Origin of the sequence: Dyella tabacisoli (assembly GCF_003350925.1) — a bacterium.
GTDB lineage: Bacteria > Pseudomonadota > Gammaproteobacteria > Xanthomonadales > Rhodanobacteraceae > Dyella_C > Dyella_C tabacisoli.
This window is the reverse complement of sequence record NZ_KZ857178.1, coordinates 234983-250146: the sequence shown is the minus strand read 5'-3', so window position 1 is coordinate 250146 and position 15164 is coordinate 234983. Positions and strand designations below refer to the sequence as shown.

The 15164-nt window shown below is 57.5% G+C and carries 11 protein-coding genes; 5 read left to right on the top strand and 6 right to left on the bottom strand.

The genetic code is table 11. From position 1 onward, the window contains the following. The first annotated feature begins 91 nt into the window (after nt 1–91). Together DVJ77_RS14930 and DVJ77_RS14925 are read left to right on the top strand one after the other, a co-directional pair. Nucleotides 92–382: a hypothetical protein gene (locus tag DVJ77_RS14930; RefSeq protein WP_162791503.1), complete on the top strand. Its 291-nt coding sequence runs from the start codon at nt 92–94 to the stop codon at nt 380–382. A gap of 179 nt (nt 383–561) precedes the next feature. Continuing rightward, on the top strand, nt 562–1338 hold the full coding sequence (locus DVJ77_RS14925; RefSeq protein WP_114846293.1) for an alpha/beta hydrolase: 777 nt from the start codon (nt 562–564) through the stop codon (nt 1336–1338). 99 nt (nt 1339–1437) lie between these two features. On the opposite strand, the gene DVJ77_RS14920 is transcribed toward DVJ77_RS14925, so the two are convergent. From DVJ77_RS14920 to DVJ77_RS14910, 3 genes are read right to left on the bottom strand one after another with little or no spacing between them, the layout of a single operon-like run. Then, entirely contained in the window at nt 1438–2034 is a 597-nt protein-coding gene (locus tag DVJ77_RS14920) for an NADPH-dependent F420 reductase (RefSeq protein WP_114846292.1), read from the bottom strand. Between the two features lie 43 nt (nt 2035–2077). Then, nucleotides 2078–2524: a DoxX family protein gene (locus DVJ77_RS14915; RefSeq protein WP_114846291.1), complete on the bottom strand. Its 447-nt coding sequence runs from the start codon at nt 2522–2524 to the stop codon at nt 2078–2080. Nucleotides 2525–2575: 51 nt separating this feature from the next. Continuing rightward, nucleotides 2576–3448, bottom strand: coding sequence for a pirin family protein (locus DVJ77_RS14910; protein ID WP_114846290.1), 873 nt, complete (start codon nt 3446–3448; stop codon nt 2576–2578). A gap of 96 nt (nt 3449–3544) precedes the next feature. Here DVJ77_RS14910 and DVJ77_RS14905 point away from each other — a divergent pair, with 96 nt between their 5' ends. From DVJ77_RS14905 to DVJ77_RS14895, 3 genes are all read left to right on the top strand, one after another. Beyond that, nucleotides 3545–4429, top strand: a complete 885-nt coding sequence (locus tag DVJ77_RS14905; RefSeq protein ID WP_114846289.1) for a LysR family transcriptional regulator — start codon at nt 3545–3547, stop codon at nt 4427–4429. Nucleotides 4430–4700: 271 nt separating this feature from the next. Next, on the top strand, nt 4701–5006 hold the full coding sequence (locus tag DVJ77_RS14900; RefSeq protein WP_114846288.1) for a hypothetical protein: 306 nt from the start codon (nt 4701–4703) through the stop codon (nt 5004–5006). Then, nucleotides 5007–6026, top strand: a complete 1020-nt coding sequence (locus DVJ77_RS14895; protein WP_114846287.1) for a DUF4189 domain-containing protein — start codon at nt 5007–5009, stop codon at nt 6024–6026. 326 nt (nt 6027–6352) lie between these two features. Here DVJ77_RS14895 and DVJ77_RS14890 read toward each other — a convergent pair whose 3' ends face one another. From DVJ77_RS14890 to DVJ77_RS14880, 3 genes are all read right to left on the bottom strand, one after another. After that, nucleotides 6353–6772, bottom strand: a complete 420-nt coding sequence (locus DVJ77_RS14890; RefSeq protein ID WP_114846286.1) for a hypothetical protein — start codon at nt 6770–6772, stop codon at nt 6353–6355. 24 nt (nt 6773–6796) lie between these two features. After that, nucleotides 6797–12073, bottom strand: a complete 5277-nt coding sequence (locus DVJ77_RS14885) for an RHS repeat-associated core domain-containing protein (protein ID WP_225428021.1) — start codon at nt 12071–12073, stop codon at nt 6797–6799. A gap of 65 nt (nt 12074–12138) precedes the next feature. Then, a complete protein-coding gene (locus tag DVJ77_RS14880; protein ID WP_114846284.1) occupies nt 12139–14886 on the bottom strand; it encodes an IPT/TIG domain-containing protein in 2748 nt (915 codons plus the stop codon). Nucleotides 14887–15164: the final 278 nt, after the last annotated feature.

Sequence of the window (15164 nt, the reverse complement as noted above, 5' to 3'; positions counted from 1 at the left end):
GTGGCCGCGTCGTCCATAGCATGACGATATGCAACGTCTCTACTCCATGTTTCCCCAGGGCCTTCCGGGTTTTGGTCTGGTGCTATTGCGCATGGCAATTATCCTTCAACTGCTGATGGATATTGGCCCCCAGCCGTCCGTAGGGTTGGTGGTGATGACCGCGACGCTCACCTTGGCCATGACCTTGGGGGCTCTTACTTCGGCGGCGAGCCTGTTGCTGCTTTGCAACCTGGCGCTTATGGCGATCGATCGCGGTTCGCTTTCAATCGCCACCGTGTGCGAGGGACTTCATGCCATCGCCTTGATCTTTCTGGGGCCGGGCGCGTACTCGCTGGATGCCCGTCTATTTGGTCGTCGCACTATCGAACTTCCCCGGCCATAACGCGAATGGCGCAGTGAGTACGGCAATAGCTCCCGGCGACGTCATGGCGATGCCCGAGAAACCTGTAGAGCCGTAGATGTTCCTCAAGGAATACCAGGGCACCTCTCATGGGCCATGTGTGGATAGCGCAACAGCGCCGTTGTTCACGCATTCATTGTCGCGCTGCAGGAGCTTCCTTTATGAACCTCAGTAAATACATCGCGGCTGTCATCGTTGGTGGCGCCTTACTAACGAATGTCGGGTCGGCTTACGCTGCCGACGCCAAGCCATCGGTCGTGCTGGTCCACGGCGGTTTTGTCGACGGCTCGGGTTGGGAGGGGGTGTACGGCATCCTGAAACACGACGGCTATGACGTGACGATCGTCCAGAATCCGACGTCCTCACTCTCTGATGATGTCGCCTTCACGAAGCGCGTGCTTGAGAAACAGAGCGGCCCAGTCGTTCTTGTCGGCCATTCGTATGGCGGCGCGGTCATTACAGAGTCCGGCAACGCGCCGAACGTGAAGGCGCTGGTCTACATCACAGCCTTTGCACCAGACGCCGGCGAATCGGTCAAGACGCTGACCAGCAACCCGGTGCCGGGTGCGCCGGTGCCGCCGATCCTTCCACCTCAGGATGGTTATCTGATGCTGGATACGGCCAAGTTCCCGGCGTCGTTTGCCGGCGACCTGCCGTCCTCGAAAGCGAAATTCATGGCGGAATCGCAGGTGCCGTGGGGCATGAACGCCTACACCGGCACCATTACCCAGCCGGCGTGGAAGAGCAAACCGAGCTGGTATCTGGTGGTTACCGAAGATCACATGATCCCGGTGGCCGCGCAGCGCGTCATGGCCAAGCGAGCGAATGCCAAGGTGACGGAAACCAAAGGTAGCCACGCCATCTACGTGTCGAACCCGAAGGTAGTCGCTACGCTGATTGAAGAAGCGGCGAAGAAGGTCGCCACCCCATCCAGCTAAACGCCAGTATGAGAACGAAGGCCCCGCTTCGTGGGGCCTTCTGTTTGAGCCAGGTCAGCGGTGCTGCCGCATCAAGTTGCTTTGATAGCAAACAGGCTCTTAGCGCTGCTTGATTAGGCTGTGCACCATCAGCGGGCCGCCGAACTGTTGCAATAAGCCACCTTCTTCAAGGCGACCCAAGGTGATGGGACTAAAGCCGAGCGAGGTAGCAAGCGATGCGACCTGTTCGTTGGCCTCGGCGTGATCGCCTGAAACGAAGATCGTGCGTTGGCCTTCGCTGCGGCGCGGCTCATCTCCGAGTACCGCCGCCGGCAACGTATTGAACGCCTTGACCACCTTGGCACCCTTGAACTGCGCCGCTACAACCTGACTGGAGGGACGCCCGCCAAGGTCCAGCGGCGTGAAGGCGGGAAACTCGATCGCGTTAGTGGCATCGACCACGATCTTGCCGGACCAGTCACCGCGCAACTTGGCGACCTCCCCCACCGCCCCGAACGGGACGGCGAGGATGATGACGTCCGCATCCAGTGCGTCGGTGGTTTTTGCTGCGCTTACGGCAGGAGCGAAGGCTTGCAGTGCATCTTCCAGCGAGGCCGGTCCACGGCGATTGGTAATGACGGTCTTGATCTTGTTGCGGGCGAACTGTTTGGCGAGGGCGCCGCCGATGGCGCCCGATCCGATGATGGCGTAGCTCATGAGATGTCTCCTGATGGATTATCGATGGGATGGCTGCGTGGGATCAGCGCGACTTGTGGTCGAGGCTGATCGGGCCTGCGCCATTGACGGTCAGCAGCAGGAAGGCACCGGCAATCGACACGTTCTTCATAAACATGATCATCTGTATCTGATCGGCGAAATTGTTGTGAAACAGGATGCCGGTCAGCAGGGTGAAGCCCGCCATCAGGAAGGACACAACGCGGGTTTTCCAGCCGAGAATGATGGCGAGCGAACCCAGTACTTCAGTGGCGATGACCAGCGGAAGTATGCCGCCGGGTACGCCGACAGAAGCCATGTAGCCTGCGGTCGCTGTATAGGCGGTGATCTTGCCCACACCGGAAAGCAGGAACAAACCAACGATCAGTACACGGCCGAGCAGTTCAGTCGTGCTCTTGAGGGTGAAACTCGACGCAGCGGGTGCGTTGTGGATCGACGAGGTGTAGGTAGCGGTTTCGATCTTGGTGCTCATGATGGTTTCTCTCTTTGGGATGATTGAGTCAACGGGATGGATAAACAGGACTTACTTCAAGCGGCCGACTGCACGTAGCTGCTGGCCGATGCGGACGATTTCCGCCTCGCCTGCGGCGAGCGCGCCAGCGTTGGTGTGGACGGAGTACTTGCCCATCACCAGGGGATAGGGATGCTTCACGGCGGCGCCGAGTACGAAGGACACGTCGTCATGGGCTACTACGTCGATGGCATGGTCGGATTCTTCAAAGATCACGAGGTCGCCGGCGGTAAAGCTCCCCGGCACGGTCGTCGTACCCTGGTGCAATGCCATCCAGGCTACGGTCTCGTTTGGATTCGGCACAAAACGCCATGACTCGCCCGCCTTCAACCGCACATGCAGATAGGTGATGCCGGCGGGAGAACGGATCGGACTGTTCGCGCCCTGGTAGTGCCCGAGCAGTACCCGCGCCGGACCAACGGCAGGGACCTCTTCCGGTGCGATGTTCTGGCTTTCCGGCGCGCCGTTTTCCTGATCCGGTGGCAGCGTCACCCAGAGCTGGAAAAACTCCACCGGCGTGCTGCCGACGACATGGCCGTCGTGCCAGACCCCACCTGCCGCCCTCATCCACTCCAAGCCGCCCGTCGCCACTTCACCCTGCTTGCCGGTGGTGTCTTCATAGGCCACGTGACCCTTCAGCACCGCCGTCAAGGTGGCGATGCCCGAGTGCGGGTGGATACCGAACAAGGGGGCGTCCGATGACGGCAGGACACCGGCATCCAGAAAGACAAAGGGCTTGATCCACTGGCCGAGATCGGAAGGGCTGACCAGGCGGGTGATCGGGCCGTGGTGATAGCCGGTGGTAACCGTGCGGATTTTGCGCGGATTGACCACTGCTGCGGCGGTCGGTTCGGGCTGTGATAGGAAGGAAGCAACTGCGTTCATGGGGGCGTCCTCGTTGGTGATGGAGAAAGGCTAGGCCTTGCCCATGCATCCGAATAGCCTATATATTTCGATGCAATCTATCGTTTTGGACGATATATGCTCGACGCCGTCACGCTAGACCAGCTCCGCACCTTCATTGCCGCAGCAGAAGAAGGAAGTTTCTCCGCCGCGGGCCGAAAACTGCGACGCGCACAATCGGTAGTGAGCCAGACACTGCTCAATCTCGAAGCGCAATTAGGCGTCACGCTGTTCGATCGCAGCGAGCGCTATCCCAAGCTGACCGAAGCAGGAGTGGCGCTGCTGACCGAAGCACGTGGCGTGGCCGATCAGATGGATGGCTTCAAGGCCCGCGCGCGCTCGATGAAAGAAGGCCTGGAGCCTGAGCTTTCCGTGGCGGTCGACGTGATGTATCCCATGGACGGGCTTACCCGCGCCGCCGGATATTGCCGCGAGTTCTTCCCCAACACGCCCTTGCGCGTCTACGTGGAGGCGCTGGGCGGTGTGATCCGCCCGGTGATCGATGGCGTGTGCCGTATCGGCATCGTGGGCTCGCTGCCAGTGATACCCGATGAACTCGCATCGGAGCCGCTAATCGATCTTCCCTTCGTCACTGTGGTGGCACCCTCGCACCCGCTGGCAAAGCACAAAGGCGCCATCGGCAAGAAACTCATCGAGAAGCAGGTGCAGCTAGTGCTGACCGATCGCACGCCGCTATCCGATGGCAGAACCTTCGGCGTGCTCTCGCCCCTCACCTGGCGCCTCGCCGACCTTGGTGCGAAGCACGCATTTTTGAACGCAGGATTAGGCTGGGGGCATATGCCCTTACACATGGTCAAAAAGGATCTCGACGCGGGCACCCTGATGAAGATCAATGTCGAGGGGATCGCGCGCGATGTGTTTCTGCCCATGCACGTGGTCTATCGCAAGGACGCGCTTCCCGGACCGACCGGCCGCGCCTTTATTTCGCAATTGCGTTTCTGACGACGTGGCGGTCTGTTGACGGCATCGCCGCTACAAAACCGCTGCACATCGCAGTGGCCCGCTCGACCGAATAGTTAGGTCGCACTTCGGCAGTAAGGCGTCGATGAGCTCTTGTAGCAGCGATTTCGTATCATCCCTCCCGTCGACGGAGAGAATGGCAGCGACAGTGCCCGATGCCGACTGCGGGTTCATGCCACCATGGAACAGCAACCGAACCGCGATCGCAGACGGTGTCGTTGTAACGGCTCATAAAACGAACGGAGTGTTAGCAATGAGCGCTGAAAGATTCAGCTATCGGCAGGGAAGGATTTTGCGATTTATGACGGCGATGCTGGTCTTCGTTGCAGTGAGCTTTTTATTCGTAGTGCGTCCCGCGCATGCACAGGCCTACCCCTGTTCTGGTCCTGGGCCGGGAGAAATCATGGTAGGTCAGAGCCCGGCGGATAATGGCATTGCCGCGACGCCGCTGTGCCAGCGAGTCGATCAGGGTAATGCGCCTCCCGCAACCTACCAGGCCGCCCCGATCCAGCTGCCCAATGTCTACATGGCGGTCGTCATCCATCCAGATATTTCGTAGATATGGGCGGCAGCGGGATACGGCAGCGATGCAGCTGCCCAGAACACGGCGCTCGATGCCTGTACGCAGACCATGGGAGAGGGCTGCGAAGTTGGCGCCGCATGGAGCAATCTTTCCGAGATCGTCGTGATCGAAGATGCCGCTGGCAATCTCTTTGTGAAAGGCGGGCCCGGCCTTGGCAATGCGGAGAAAGCAGCGAGGGAAGAGTGCGAGCTTTATACCGCAGGCTGTCATACGACGGCGAACGTCATCAATTCATTGATCGGTACACGCACCAATTTTCCCGTTGGGCCGCTGCACAGAAGACTCTTTGCATCCATCGCTCGGCCGAAAGGTACGCCCGACCCCAAATGGGACGATATGGCTTGGCTGGCGAGCGGACAAAGCGGCTTCAAAGCGGCCGAACAGGCCGCGCTGTCCCAGTGCGGACGCGATACCGACGTGGAGTGCGAGGTGCGCGTAACGGTTGGCAATAGTCAGATCGCCCGCACTACCGATGACCAGGGCCATATCAGCTGGCTTAATATCGCCGCCCCGGAAGCTCTCGACCGGCAGCTGCGAGCCCATTGCGCAAAAGGGCGCGAGTGTCGCCTACTGGACACGTTCGATGCGCGCACGCCCCGCACGTTGGCTATCGAAATCAGCAAATCAGATGCGCCCGCTCGTGGCTTCTTCTCACTGGCCCGGCCGATCGACGACGCCACCGAAAAAACATGGGGCAAGCGAGCTCTTGTTACAGGTAGCACCAGTCGCGAAGCAGCCCAAACAGCGGCCGTAGGGCTCTGCGAAACCGAAAGCAAATCGCGCTGTGAGGCAGTGCCCAAAGATGGGGATCGCGGCGTGGATCAGTTCTTCGTTCTAATCCGAGACGCCGCGGGCGAAGCAAAACTCTTTATGAGGATGTCGGCCGCCGAAGCACAGCTTGCCAAAGACCAGTTCTGCGCTAAGGAAGGCCAGCAATGTCCGAAAGGGTTGACCGTAGACCTCGCCAAGCCAACTACTACGATCCTGAAAATCTGAGGATTGAAATGGGCTGAATTGCAAGGCGCCAGCGGGCGTCTTGCGGGGATCGGGGCCTGCGCGATCGCGTGACGCACGCCCTACTCCAGCGCCTGGGACTAATGTGGGAGGCGACCATCACTAAGGTCTAGTGCCTGGATATCTCACAAAGCCCATATCTTTAGATCAACATAGCGCTCAGACAACTGCAAATCGATTTTGCTTGTCTTAACCGAGGCATCAAGACGACTCACCATAAAGCACATCGCAGCCGCATCAACCAACACCATATCAAGGCGCCTGATAATAACTGTGATCCTAGGCATAGCTATTGCCATGCAGAGCCTCTAATCAGTTACCGCGAGAAAGTAATTCCTTATGCTTTTACTTAAATACAAATACAGAGAAATACCCACAATTAATGCAGCATTGAATGACATCGCAGGGATGAACATCGACGAATGTATTCCTATGCGTTTAATCCCGATAAAGACGGCCATGTTTATCGCCACCCACCCAGCAATATGTGCTGGACGACCGTAACGAGAGCGACAGAGCATAAGGATGGCAGATCCGGCCATAAGGAGCGCAGCAGGCAGGCAAAGAAACCCAGCACCACTTTCCCACCAATCGGATGTGCTTACATTTTGCCCAAAGATACTCAACCCACCCGAAAATACCGAAGCCACAACCCATGCAAGCATGCCAAAGCCCATCGCCGTGAGCATTTTAAGCAAGCCTGGCATCGCATTGAAATTATTGGCCATATCTCACCCGGAAAATCTAATTGTCTAATGAGTTATTACTTCAATTCCCATCGAGACACCGATATCAAAGCCAACCTTGTTAAAAGTTACCGTTTTGGCGGGCATTGGACCCTCGTGATATTCGTCATCAGACGTGGTATCGACACCGGCCGCTGCTTGAATAGGGTTCCATGTAAGAACACCACCCGTAGCTGCAATCTGACCGAATGTACCTACAGTCGTCCCGTTGCACGATCCCGAGTCCGCGCCTGGGCGCTGGCCTAGGGGATCAAAGCTGACACCTCCTGATAATCCGACACCTAGTCGTCCACCGCCAAACCACTGGCCCGTCTTTTCGTCTTGCCCCAAAATAATTGCGCCCCCGAATACGTCGTATAACTCAATAGTCAATGACCATAGTCCTAGCGGATCTATGTAATTCAGCGGATTTCCGCGCACATAGGCATAGAAGCTGGGCTGCCCCCCATAAAACCTCGCTGGGTCTTCGCTAATAAACCCGCCCATCAGAGGGCTGTAGTATCGCGCCCGATAATAGTAGAGGCCCGTCGTGTCCGCTTCACGTCCGGTGTATTGGTAGGGATTGGTGAAGCCAGTGGTCGTGTCACTCAGCGTGACATTCCCATACGGATCGTAGCTGTACTGCTCGCGGGTCGCTCCTGTGGAATCGGTCAACGCGATCGTGCTGCCTAACGCATCCGTCAGGAAATAAGTCCGCCCCGTCACGTCGCTTCGGGCATAGCGCTCATCAATGCCCAGACCAGAGAGGATCGAGTTCGCCGTGCCACCCTGTGTCTCTTGCACGATATTGTCGCCGTCGTACAAATACTGCGTGGGTGTACCACCTTGAACAGCCTTGCTGATGCGCCTGCCCAGCGGGTCATAGCTATAGCTCAATTGAACAGCACCGCCTCGGCTGATCTGGGTCAACTGGCTGCGCGCATTCCACGTATAGGTGTTGGTGCCATCACCGATCAGATTGCCGTTAGCATCGTAGCTCAGCGCCTGACCATTGAAGCTTACCCTCCGACTGTTGAGGTCGAAACTGGCTGGCTGGGTGGTCGGCGTCGGCAGCACGTCTGTGGCGAAGCTCCCCGTCTTGCCTATACGTCGGCCAGCGCCATCGTAGCTGTAAGCCAGGTTACCGAGATTGGTGCCATTGCCTTGTGCATAGCTAAGGCTGGTGAGTTCGCTCGCGTTGTCGTAGCCATAGTTGACGGCAACACCATTGGGCAACGTCAGCATCGTGCGGCGGTTATCGGCGTCATAGGCTAGCTGCACCGTTTCGCTACCCTGGCTAATAGCCGTGAGGCGATTGGCGTTGTCGTAACCGTAGTTCACCAAGGCCTGTGCCGCGGGCGTCATACTGATACGCCGACCAGCAGCATCGTAGGTATAGCTGACAGTGCCTTGCCCACCCACTTCGGCGGTCACCCGATCGAAGCTGTCATAGCTCCAGCTTGTGGTGCCGGATACAGAATCGGTCAGACCGGTGAGGCGATTGCCCGCATCGTAACTTGGCTGCGTGCCAGAGCCGTCCGCGTACGCTATCAGGCTGCGCCGGTTCAGCGCGTCGTAGCTGAAGTCAGTGACCTTCCCTTTCCGGTCGGTGTGGGTGAGTACGTGACCCATGCCATCGTACGTCCATGACTCGCTTTGGTTTAGCGCATCGGTGCGCGAGTTGCGTCGATTGCGGCTGTCATAGGTTGACGTAATTACACCATGGTTTGGCAACGTGACGCTCAGCGGGTTGCCGTTGCCGTCATAGCTCATCGTGGTGGTCTGGTTGAGCGCATCGGTCACCGCGGTCACGCGGTCATTAGTGTCGTACTGGGTGAGGGTAACGTTACCTAGTGGATCACGTGCGGCGGTTCGGCGGCCAAGGATGTCTACGGCATAGCTCACCGTGCGATTTAGAGCATCGGTGACACTTAACAGGTTGTAGCCCTGATAGGCGAACGTCGCTTTGTTACCTAAAGCGTCCTGAACGGATGTGGTTTGCCCCGCAGGATTGCACTGAATGGTTGTGCTATGTCCCAGCGCATCGGCGACCTGCGTAAGACAGCCATTGGTGTAACTGAAATTAGTCGTGTGCCCTAGCGGATCGGTAACCGTGGCGAGTTGACTGTAGACCGGGGTATAGGTGAACCGCGTGGTTACGGCATTCGATGAGCCGAACAATTGGGTTCGGCTGAGGACGTTGCCTAAGTTGTCGTAGGTGTAGGCTGTCGTACGCCCCAACGCATCGGTTTGACTGTCCACCAGTCCAGACGCCTCGCGTACGAACGTAGTGGTCTGCGCCAACGAAGTACCGTAGGCAGCGGTATCACTCGACGGATATCCACTGATCGGATCAAAGGCCACCCGTTCCTGATTACCGTTGGGATCAGTCACCGTGGTAGCCGTAACTTTGCTGTTGCTGTCTGTGGTATAGGCAAATTGGTAGGCGGTGTTGTCGGCGTAAGTCTGTTTCGCCATACGACCGTAAGTGTCGTACTGGTTAGTGACCCATACGTTCCCTCGCCGGTCCTGCATGGTAAGCATGCGATGGGTACCGTCGTCGTAGTTATAGCGCTGGGTACCGTCGTCGTAGGTATATTGCTCCGTGGCCTGATCCGGGTAAGTAACTTTTGCGAGGCTACCAGCGCTGTTGTAGGCGTAGAAAACCGTGCGACCACTGCTATCCGCCGCGCTAGTAATACGATTGCTGCTGTCGTAATTGAAGGTAATGGTGTGCCCATTGGGCGAGACCATTTGCTCCATCAATCCACCGTTGTAGTTGAACTGGACCTGGTTACCGTAGCGGTCCTGTATCCACGACAAGGAGTTGGGGATATGGCGGGTAAAGGCGTACTGGGTGCCGTCCTTCAGCGTCAGGATCCAGTGCGCGCCTAGCGGAGTGTTATCCACCAGGAACTGCAGGTTCGAGCCATAGAATGCCGAGTCGGTACCGGTGTGCTCCCATACCGAACCCGCAAGCGGCCAACTAACCGTGCCACTGATCAGGTTGTAAGTGATGCCCTCGCCACATGGCAGCACCAGCGTGGTCGTGGTGGTGACGCCGTTGGTGCTGTACAGGTGCATACCGAAATTTGCATTACCGCCAATGCCAAAGACATGTGAATTTAAATCGGCGGAGGTGTACGTGCGCGTCAGTGTCAGCGGCATCAAATCCCGAATGGACAGATCGCTCCACTCGTGGAACAGAATGCCGGTTTGTAAGTCGATGGGCTCGCCTTTGGTGCAATTATTGGGTTTTTGGGCCGTGGGAGGATTGGCATTGTTCTGTGAGGCGCCTGCACCCAATGCCCAAGCCAAGGTAACGCCCGGGTCAGGGATCAGGTGCTTCGCATCGTCAGCAACATGGCCAGCACCGTACATTTGCCAGCCCTCCTTCACGCTGTATACCCAAAAATCGGCCGGCGCATGGGGCTTGGCTTGACCGTAATTGGGATACACCACACGAATGCCTTTAGCTGCATCGGACGTGAGCCCCTGCACCACCGCATCACCGGGTTGAATAGTGAAGTACATCGGAAAGTTGGCGGGCAGTGGAAAAGGGGCGTGATCCACGGGCGTGGGGACAAGGGCGATGTGCGAAAGAACGTGACCCTCGCGGTCCTTGAACACCGCGCCGGCGGGAACATGCAGCTCCAGCCCAGGCATGTCCGGATGAGTTAGGACCACCTCGCGTGTGGTTGGTGCTGGAAGTGTGATCTCGTCGCGTGGGAGCACCCGCGGCAAGTACATCACAAAGGGCATGTGATTGATGGTTTTGGCCTTTACTTCGGCCCCAACCAGAAATCGGCCATACCTAACTTCGCCATGGCTAGCCGGGCCACCATCGACGAACAACTCCCCACGACCAACAGGAACGCCAGAGAGCACAAACACACCACGTGAATCGGTGCGTCCTTTGATATCGCCTACACTCACTTCGACATTGGCCACCGGTGTTTCGTCAATCTGACGCACCTGACCTATAAGTACGGCCGCCCCCTTAGGTAATGTGGCTTCCAACGCGCGCGTATCGGGCAGACTTTGATGGAGGGGGTACAGACGCCAGTGTTCGCCGGTGGCATCCGGCGCATTGTTTTGTCCGGGATACCAAGCGCCATCGCGAACAAAACTATGCTGGCGACAGAGTTGGTCACCGCTGCAACTCGTGTGTCCGCCGCCGGCCATCAGATAGAGCGGCGGCTCAGAAAAAGTCGCTTCTGCTATATCTGGCGAAGGACGCCCACCTTGCCCGGCCACCACTACGCCGGTGACATCGGTACCCACTGTCGTGAAACCCACGGTGGTATAGGGCACCGTTGAACCGCTGGCCGTGTGCAGGTCTTTGACAAACAGTGTGTACTGCGAGCCGGGATACAAATCATCTGGCAATTGCACAAATGCGAGACGGCCACCCTCAGCACCGACAACGTGCACCGCCACGGTACCTTCAGGCCCCAGCAGCGTCACTGTGTGCTCGTTCAGTTGCCGCAGATCTACCGGCGTCGCAAAACGCAGCACCAATGGACCATGAATCGAGGCGGCGAGGTCATTTCTAGTAGGCACCGTTCCGGTGATTGCTGTCGAAGAGGGCATCGTGGACGTAGCTACTTCTTTCATGCGCAGCGAAGCCGCCTGGAACTGCCACGCCTTGTGCACCGCACGGCCCTTATCATCGACTCCGCCCTCGATACGCATGGACCCATCGGGCTGCAACACGGCTATCGCGCTCATGCGTGCTGAAACGGACCCGTCATCAGGCAACGACGTCGCTTGATGAGAGGCTTGCTGCCAGAGTACTGCGCTGGTCTCAGGCGTACCGTGCACCGACCAACCGCCGGTCATCAGCAGATTGCCATCGGTCAGTACCGACAACGTGTGACCCGCACGCGCGGGCAGACCCAACGCCCCAGTAGAAACAAAATGCTGTGTAACGGGGTTAAACCATTCTCCCGTCTCAAGCACATGGCCGTTCGCATCGATGCCACCCCACAGAAGCACCACGCCATTGGGCATCACGGTGACCGATGCAAAACGGCGCGGCTCGGGAAGTGCCACCTGCTTGCGCATGCCACCATCGAGTATCGATGCCGTAGCTCGCACACCATCGACTTCCAACGTGCGGCCATCGGACAGCAACGTGCGGCTAACATCGGCGAAGGCGGGCAAGACGTAAGTATGTCCTGCGCTGGTAACGCGCGTGCGTGATGCGGCAGGTGGCAGCGCTAATGCAGCCGCACTAAGGGCTACCAGGCCGACCAAGCCCATTCCACCCACTCGACCCAGACCTAGCTGTTCTGCACTCATTGCTGATTCCTTTCGAACCTGGTCACGTAAATCCACATTGATTGAGGTCACCGCGCGTCATACTGCTACGGCATGAGTTCCAGCGAGGCGGAGCCAACGATGCCGGAGGTGTAGACGACAATTGTGTAGGTTCCGCTGACCGGCAAATTTTGCAGCAGCTGCGTACTCGAACTTTGGGTACTGAATACAAAGTAAGAATTAGTTGTCGTGATGGTGCCGACGTCAGGGCGATACACGTTGACGTACACACCCAGTCCGGATGGATTGGTGGTGCTCACGTTCGACAATTTGAGGGTGACGTTATCGCCCGCGTTCGCGTTGAACGTCAACCGCTCCACCTGGCCCAAGCTCAGGTTGACATCTACTGGTATGCCCGTACTCAACGTCGGTCCCTGCAGGTCCGATTCAAGTATGGCGTTAAAGCCAACGGCGGTGCTCAAATCGGGTGGCGATACCACGACCGAGTACTTTCCCGAGGCAAGGTTCCACAGTGCAAATCGACAAGTCCAACCTTGCTCGCAGCTGTTCGAACTACTGACATTGGTGCCATTCGCATCGTAGACATTCACCAGCGGGGACATTGATGACCCCACGACGGACATCTTGCTTAACGTCAGCTCCAGGTTGTCACCTTGATTCGCGGTAAACGTCAAATTGACACTTTTACCGGCACTTCCTCCCGTATATGCCTGATTTGTACCGTTCACGGCGATGGGTTGCATGACGATGGGGGTGAAGGTCAATCGAGCCGCACCTGGAATACCGGATGTGTTGACGACCGCCGTGTACCTTCCGCTCACCGGCAGATTTACTAAATTGATGCTGCCAAGGCCCATTACATTGGCAGTTGTATAGTAGTTCGCGATCGTGATCGGGCTGGCATCTGGACGATAGATGCTCACATGCACCGGCAGCCCACTTGGATTTGACGTACTCGCATCGGACACGATCAAAGAGACGTTATCTCCCGAATTCGCGTTAAACGTCAGCCGCTCAACTTGGCCCATGCTCAGATTGACCGTCGCTGGCGTGTCCGCGCTCAATGTCGGCCCTTGTAGATCCGGCTCAAGCATCGCGTTAAAACTAATGGCACTGCTCGAACTGGGCGGTGACACCGTAACCGTGTACTTTCCTGCCGCGAGATTCCACAACGGAAGTCGGCAGGTCCAACCTTGGTAGCAATTGTTTGAACTGCTACTGATGTTGGTACCGTTTGCATCGTAGACATTCATTATGGCGCTTGAGTTTGACCCGGAGATCGACATGCTGCTCAACGTCAACTCGAGGTTGTCGCCCTGATTCGCTGTAAACGTCAAGTTAGCAATTTGACCAGTAGCGTAGCCGCTGTAACTGCCGAGCTGCCCATTGGACGGCAGTACAACGGGCATCGCCGGCTCCAAGTCAACCTGCTCCGCACTGGTCGCTCCGCCATCGGAAGCAATGATCAATTGATACGTGCCCGTATTCGGCAAAGCGGAAAGATTAATTGTGCTATTGCTCGACAACGAACCGTTGGTGTAACTCTGTTGCCCCGGACTGTAGATAGCGTAGTTGACCGCCCGACCCACAGGGGTCGTCGAGCTGATGCTCATCAAAAGAGTGAAAGCCTGCCCTGAGGTCGCCTGGAATAGCAGTCGCTTGCTTTCACCCGGAATCGTCGTCGCAATCGTAGCCGGCGTACCCACCGTGAGCGTGCCCGCGCCCTCTATCCCAACCGCCAGCTGCGCACCGGCACTGTCCGGGCTGAATGTAGCCAAGTAAGTACCGCCGACGGAAAGCTGTGGTAGATGAATTGATGGCGTATTACTCGATACTGTTCCTCGCAGGATCAGCTGGTTGCCAGGAGCATAGATGGCATAGTTGATGTTGCTGGCCGAGGTGTTAATAGCGCTCAGCTGCAGACTCGTCCAGTCACCCGCATTGCCTTTGAACAATAACGCGCCAGTCTGGCCGCCGGCGCTGATGTTGAGGCTGGCATTGCCCCCGTTGGCGACATACGCCGTACTGGTGACGTTAGCAGCGTTCAGACCCGCGGGTAGCACAATAATTGGGCTGACGCTTTCTGCCTGACCATAAGGCGTTTCCACAGTCACGAAGCCACTCGTGTCGCTCGCCGTGACGGTGTACAGGATCTGGCTGTCGTTGATCGAAGAAACCGCCGAGACGTTGCGATTACCAAACGACATCACCGTTCGACCATCTATCGGATCGAGGTGGGTCCCCGTGACAGCGAGGCTTCCGCCAACAGCAATCACGCTTGGTGATACTGCACTGATCATCGGTGGCAGCCCCGTATCATCGACGATGAAGGGTGTTGCACTGGTGATCGTGACGTTACCCACCGTGACGCTGATCGGGCCTGTCGTCGCCCCGGAAGGTACGGCTACGGCGAGCTGCGTACTGGAGGCGGAAAGCACCGTCGCCGGCGTGCCATTGAAAGTAACCGTATTGCTGGAGGTTGAGGCGCTGAACCCCTGTCCTTTAATAAGGACCTGTGCCCCAGTCACACCATGAGTGGGAGTAAACGCGAAAATCACGAGCTGCCCGGAGGACACGGAGCTGACCTGCACCAGGTTTCCGATGGTGTCGTAACTGTATTGGGCACTGGCACCGTTGCTCTGAGTGACGGCCACGACGCGTCCGTTAGCGTCGTATACATAGCTGCTCGACTGGGCAAGTGCGACCTCGGCCCATAGCACTCCTGCGCAGACGAGCCCACGGGCCAAGGTATGGAAGAATCCGCACCGTCGACCCAAAACCTTTCGCCTGATGTCGGCAAAAACGGTACGTTTGTCGTTGTCCAGCGATTCCATACGCACTTCCCTTAAGCCGCTCCGTCGGAACGACTGGCTTGATATCGACGCGTGATGCCCTGGAGTGTGGCTTCCCCGACCTCGCACTATTGGGTGCGTGAACTTACCCTGTCAATACCATCGTGATGCGGGGCGATCATTTTGTGGGCTAAGCAGCAGTAGTCTAGTTCGCCTTGAATACGGTTTAATGAAACTGCTCTACTGCCGTACATCAAGATGCCGCCCTCTCGGGTGGGCAGCATGGTCGTAACGCTTGTCGCGTTTTATTTCAAGGGAAC

Excerpts from the sequence above, each read along its gene's own strand:
- DVJ77_RS14930 (WP_162791503.1), top strand. The coding sequence starts at position 92 with ATGGCAATTATCCTTCAACTGCTGATGGATATTGGCCCCCAGCCGTCC.
- DVJ77_RS14925 (WP_114846293.1), top strand. The coding sequence starts at position 562 with ATGAACCTCAGTAAATACATCGCGGCTGTCATCGTTGGTGGCGCCTTA.
- DVJ77_RS14920 (WP_114846292.1), bottom strand. The coding sequence starts at position 2,034 with ATGAGCTACGCCATCATCGGATCGGGCGCCATCGGCGGCGCCCTCGCC.
- DVJ77_RS14915 (WP_114846291.1), bottom strand. The coding sequence starts at position 2,524 with ATGAGCACCAAGATCGAAACCGCTACCTACACCTCGTCGATCCACAAC.
- DVJ77_RS14910 (WP_114846290.1), bottom strand. The coding sequence starts at position 3,448 with ATGAACGCAGTTGCTTCCTTCCTATCACAGCCCGAACCGACCGCCGCA.
- DVJ77_RS14905 (WP_114846289.1), top strand. The coding sequence starts at position 3,545 with ATGCTCGACGCCGTCACGCTAGACCAGCTCCGCACCTTCATTGCCGCA.
- DVJ77_RS14900 (WP_114846288.1), top strand. The coding sequence starts at position 4,701 with ATGAGCGCTGAAAGATTCAGCTATCGGCAGGGAAGGATTTTGCGATTT.
- DVJ77_RS14890 (WP_114846286.1), bottom strand. The coding sequence starts at position 6,772 with ATGGCCAATAATTTCAATGCGATGCCAGGCTTGCTTAAAATGCTCACG.
- DVJ77_RS14885 (WP_225428021.1), bottom strand. The coding sequence starts at position 12,073 with ATGAGTGCAGAACAGCTAGGTCTGGGTCGAGTGGGTGGAATGGGCTTG.
- DVJ77_RS14880 (WP_114846284.1), bottom strand. The coding sequence starts at position 14,886 with ATGGAATCGCTGGACAACGACAAACGTACCGTTTTTGCCGACATCAGG.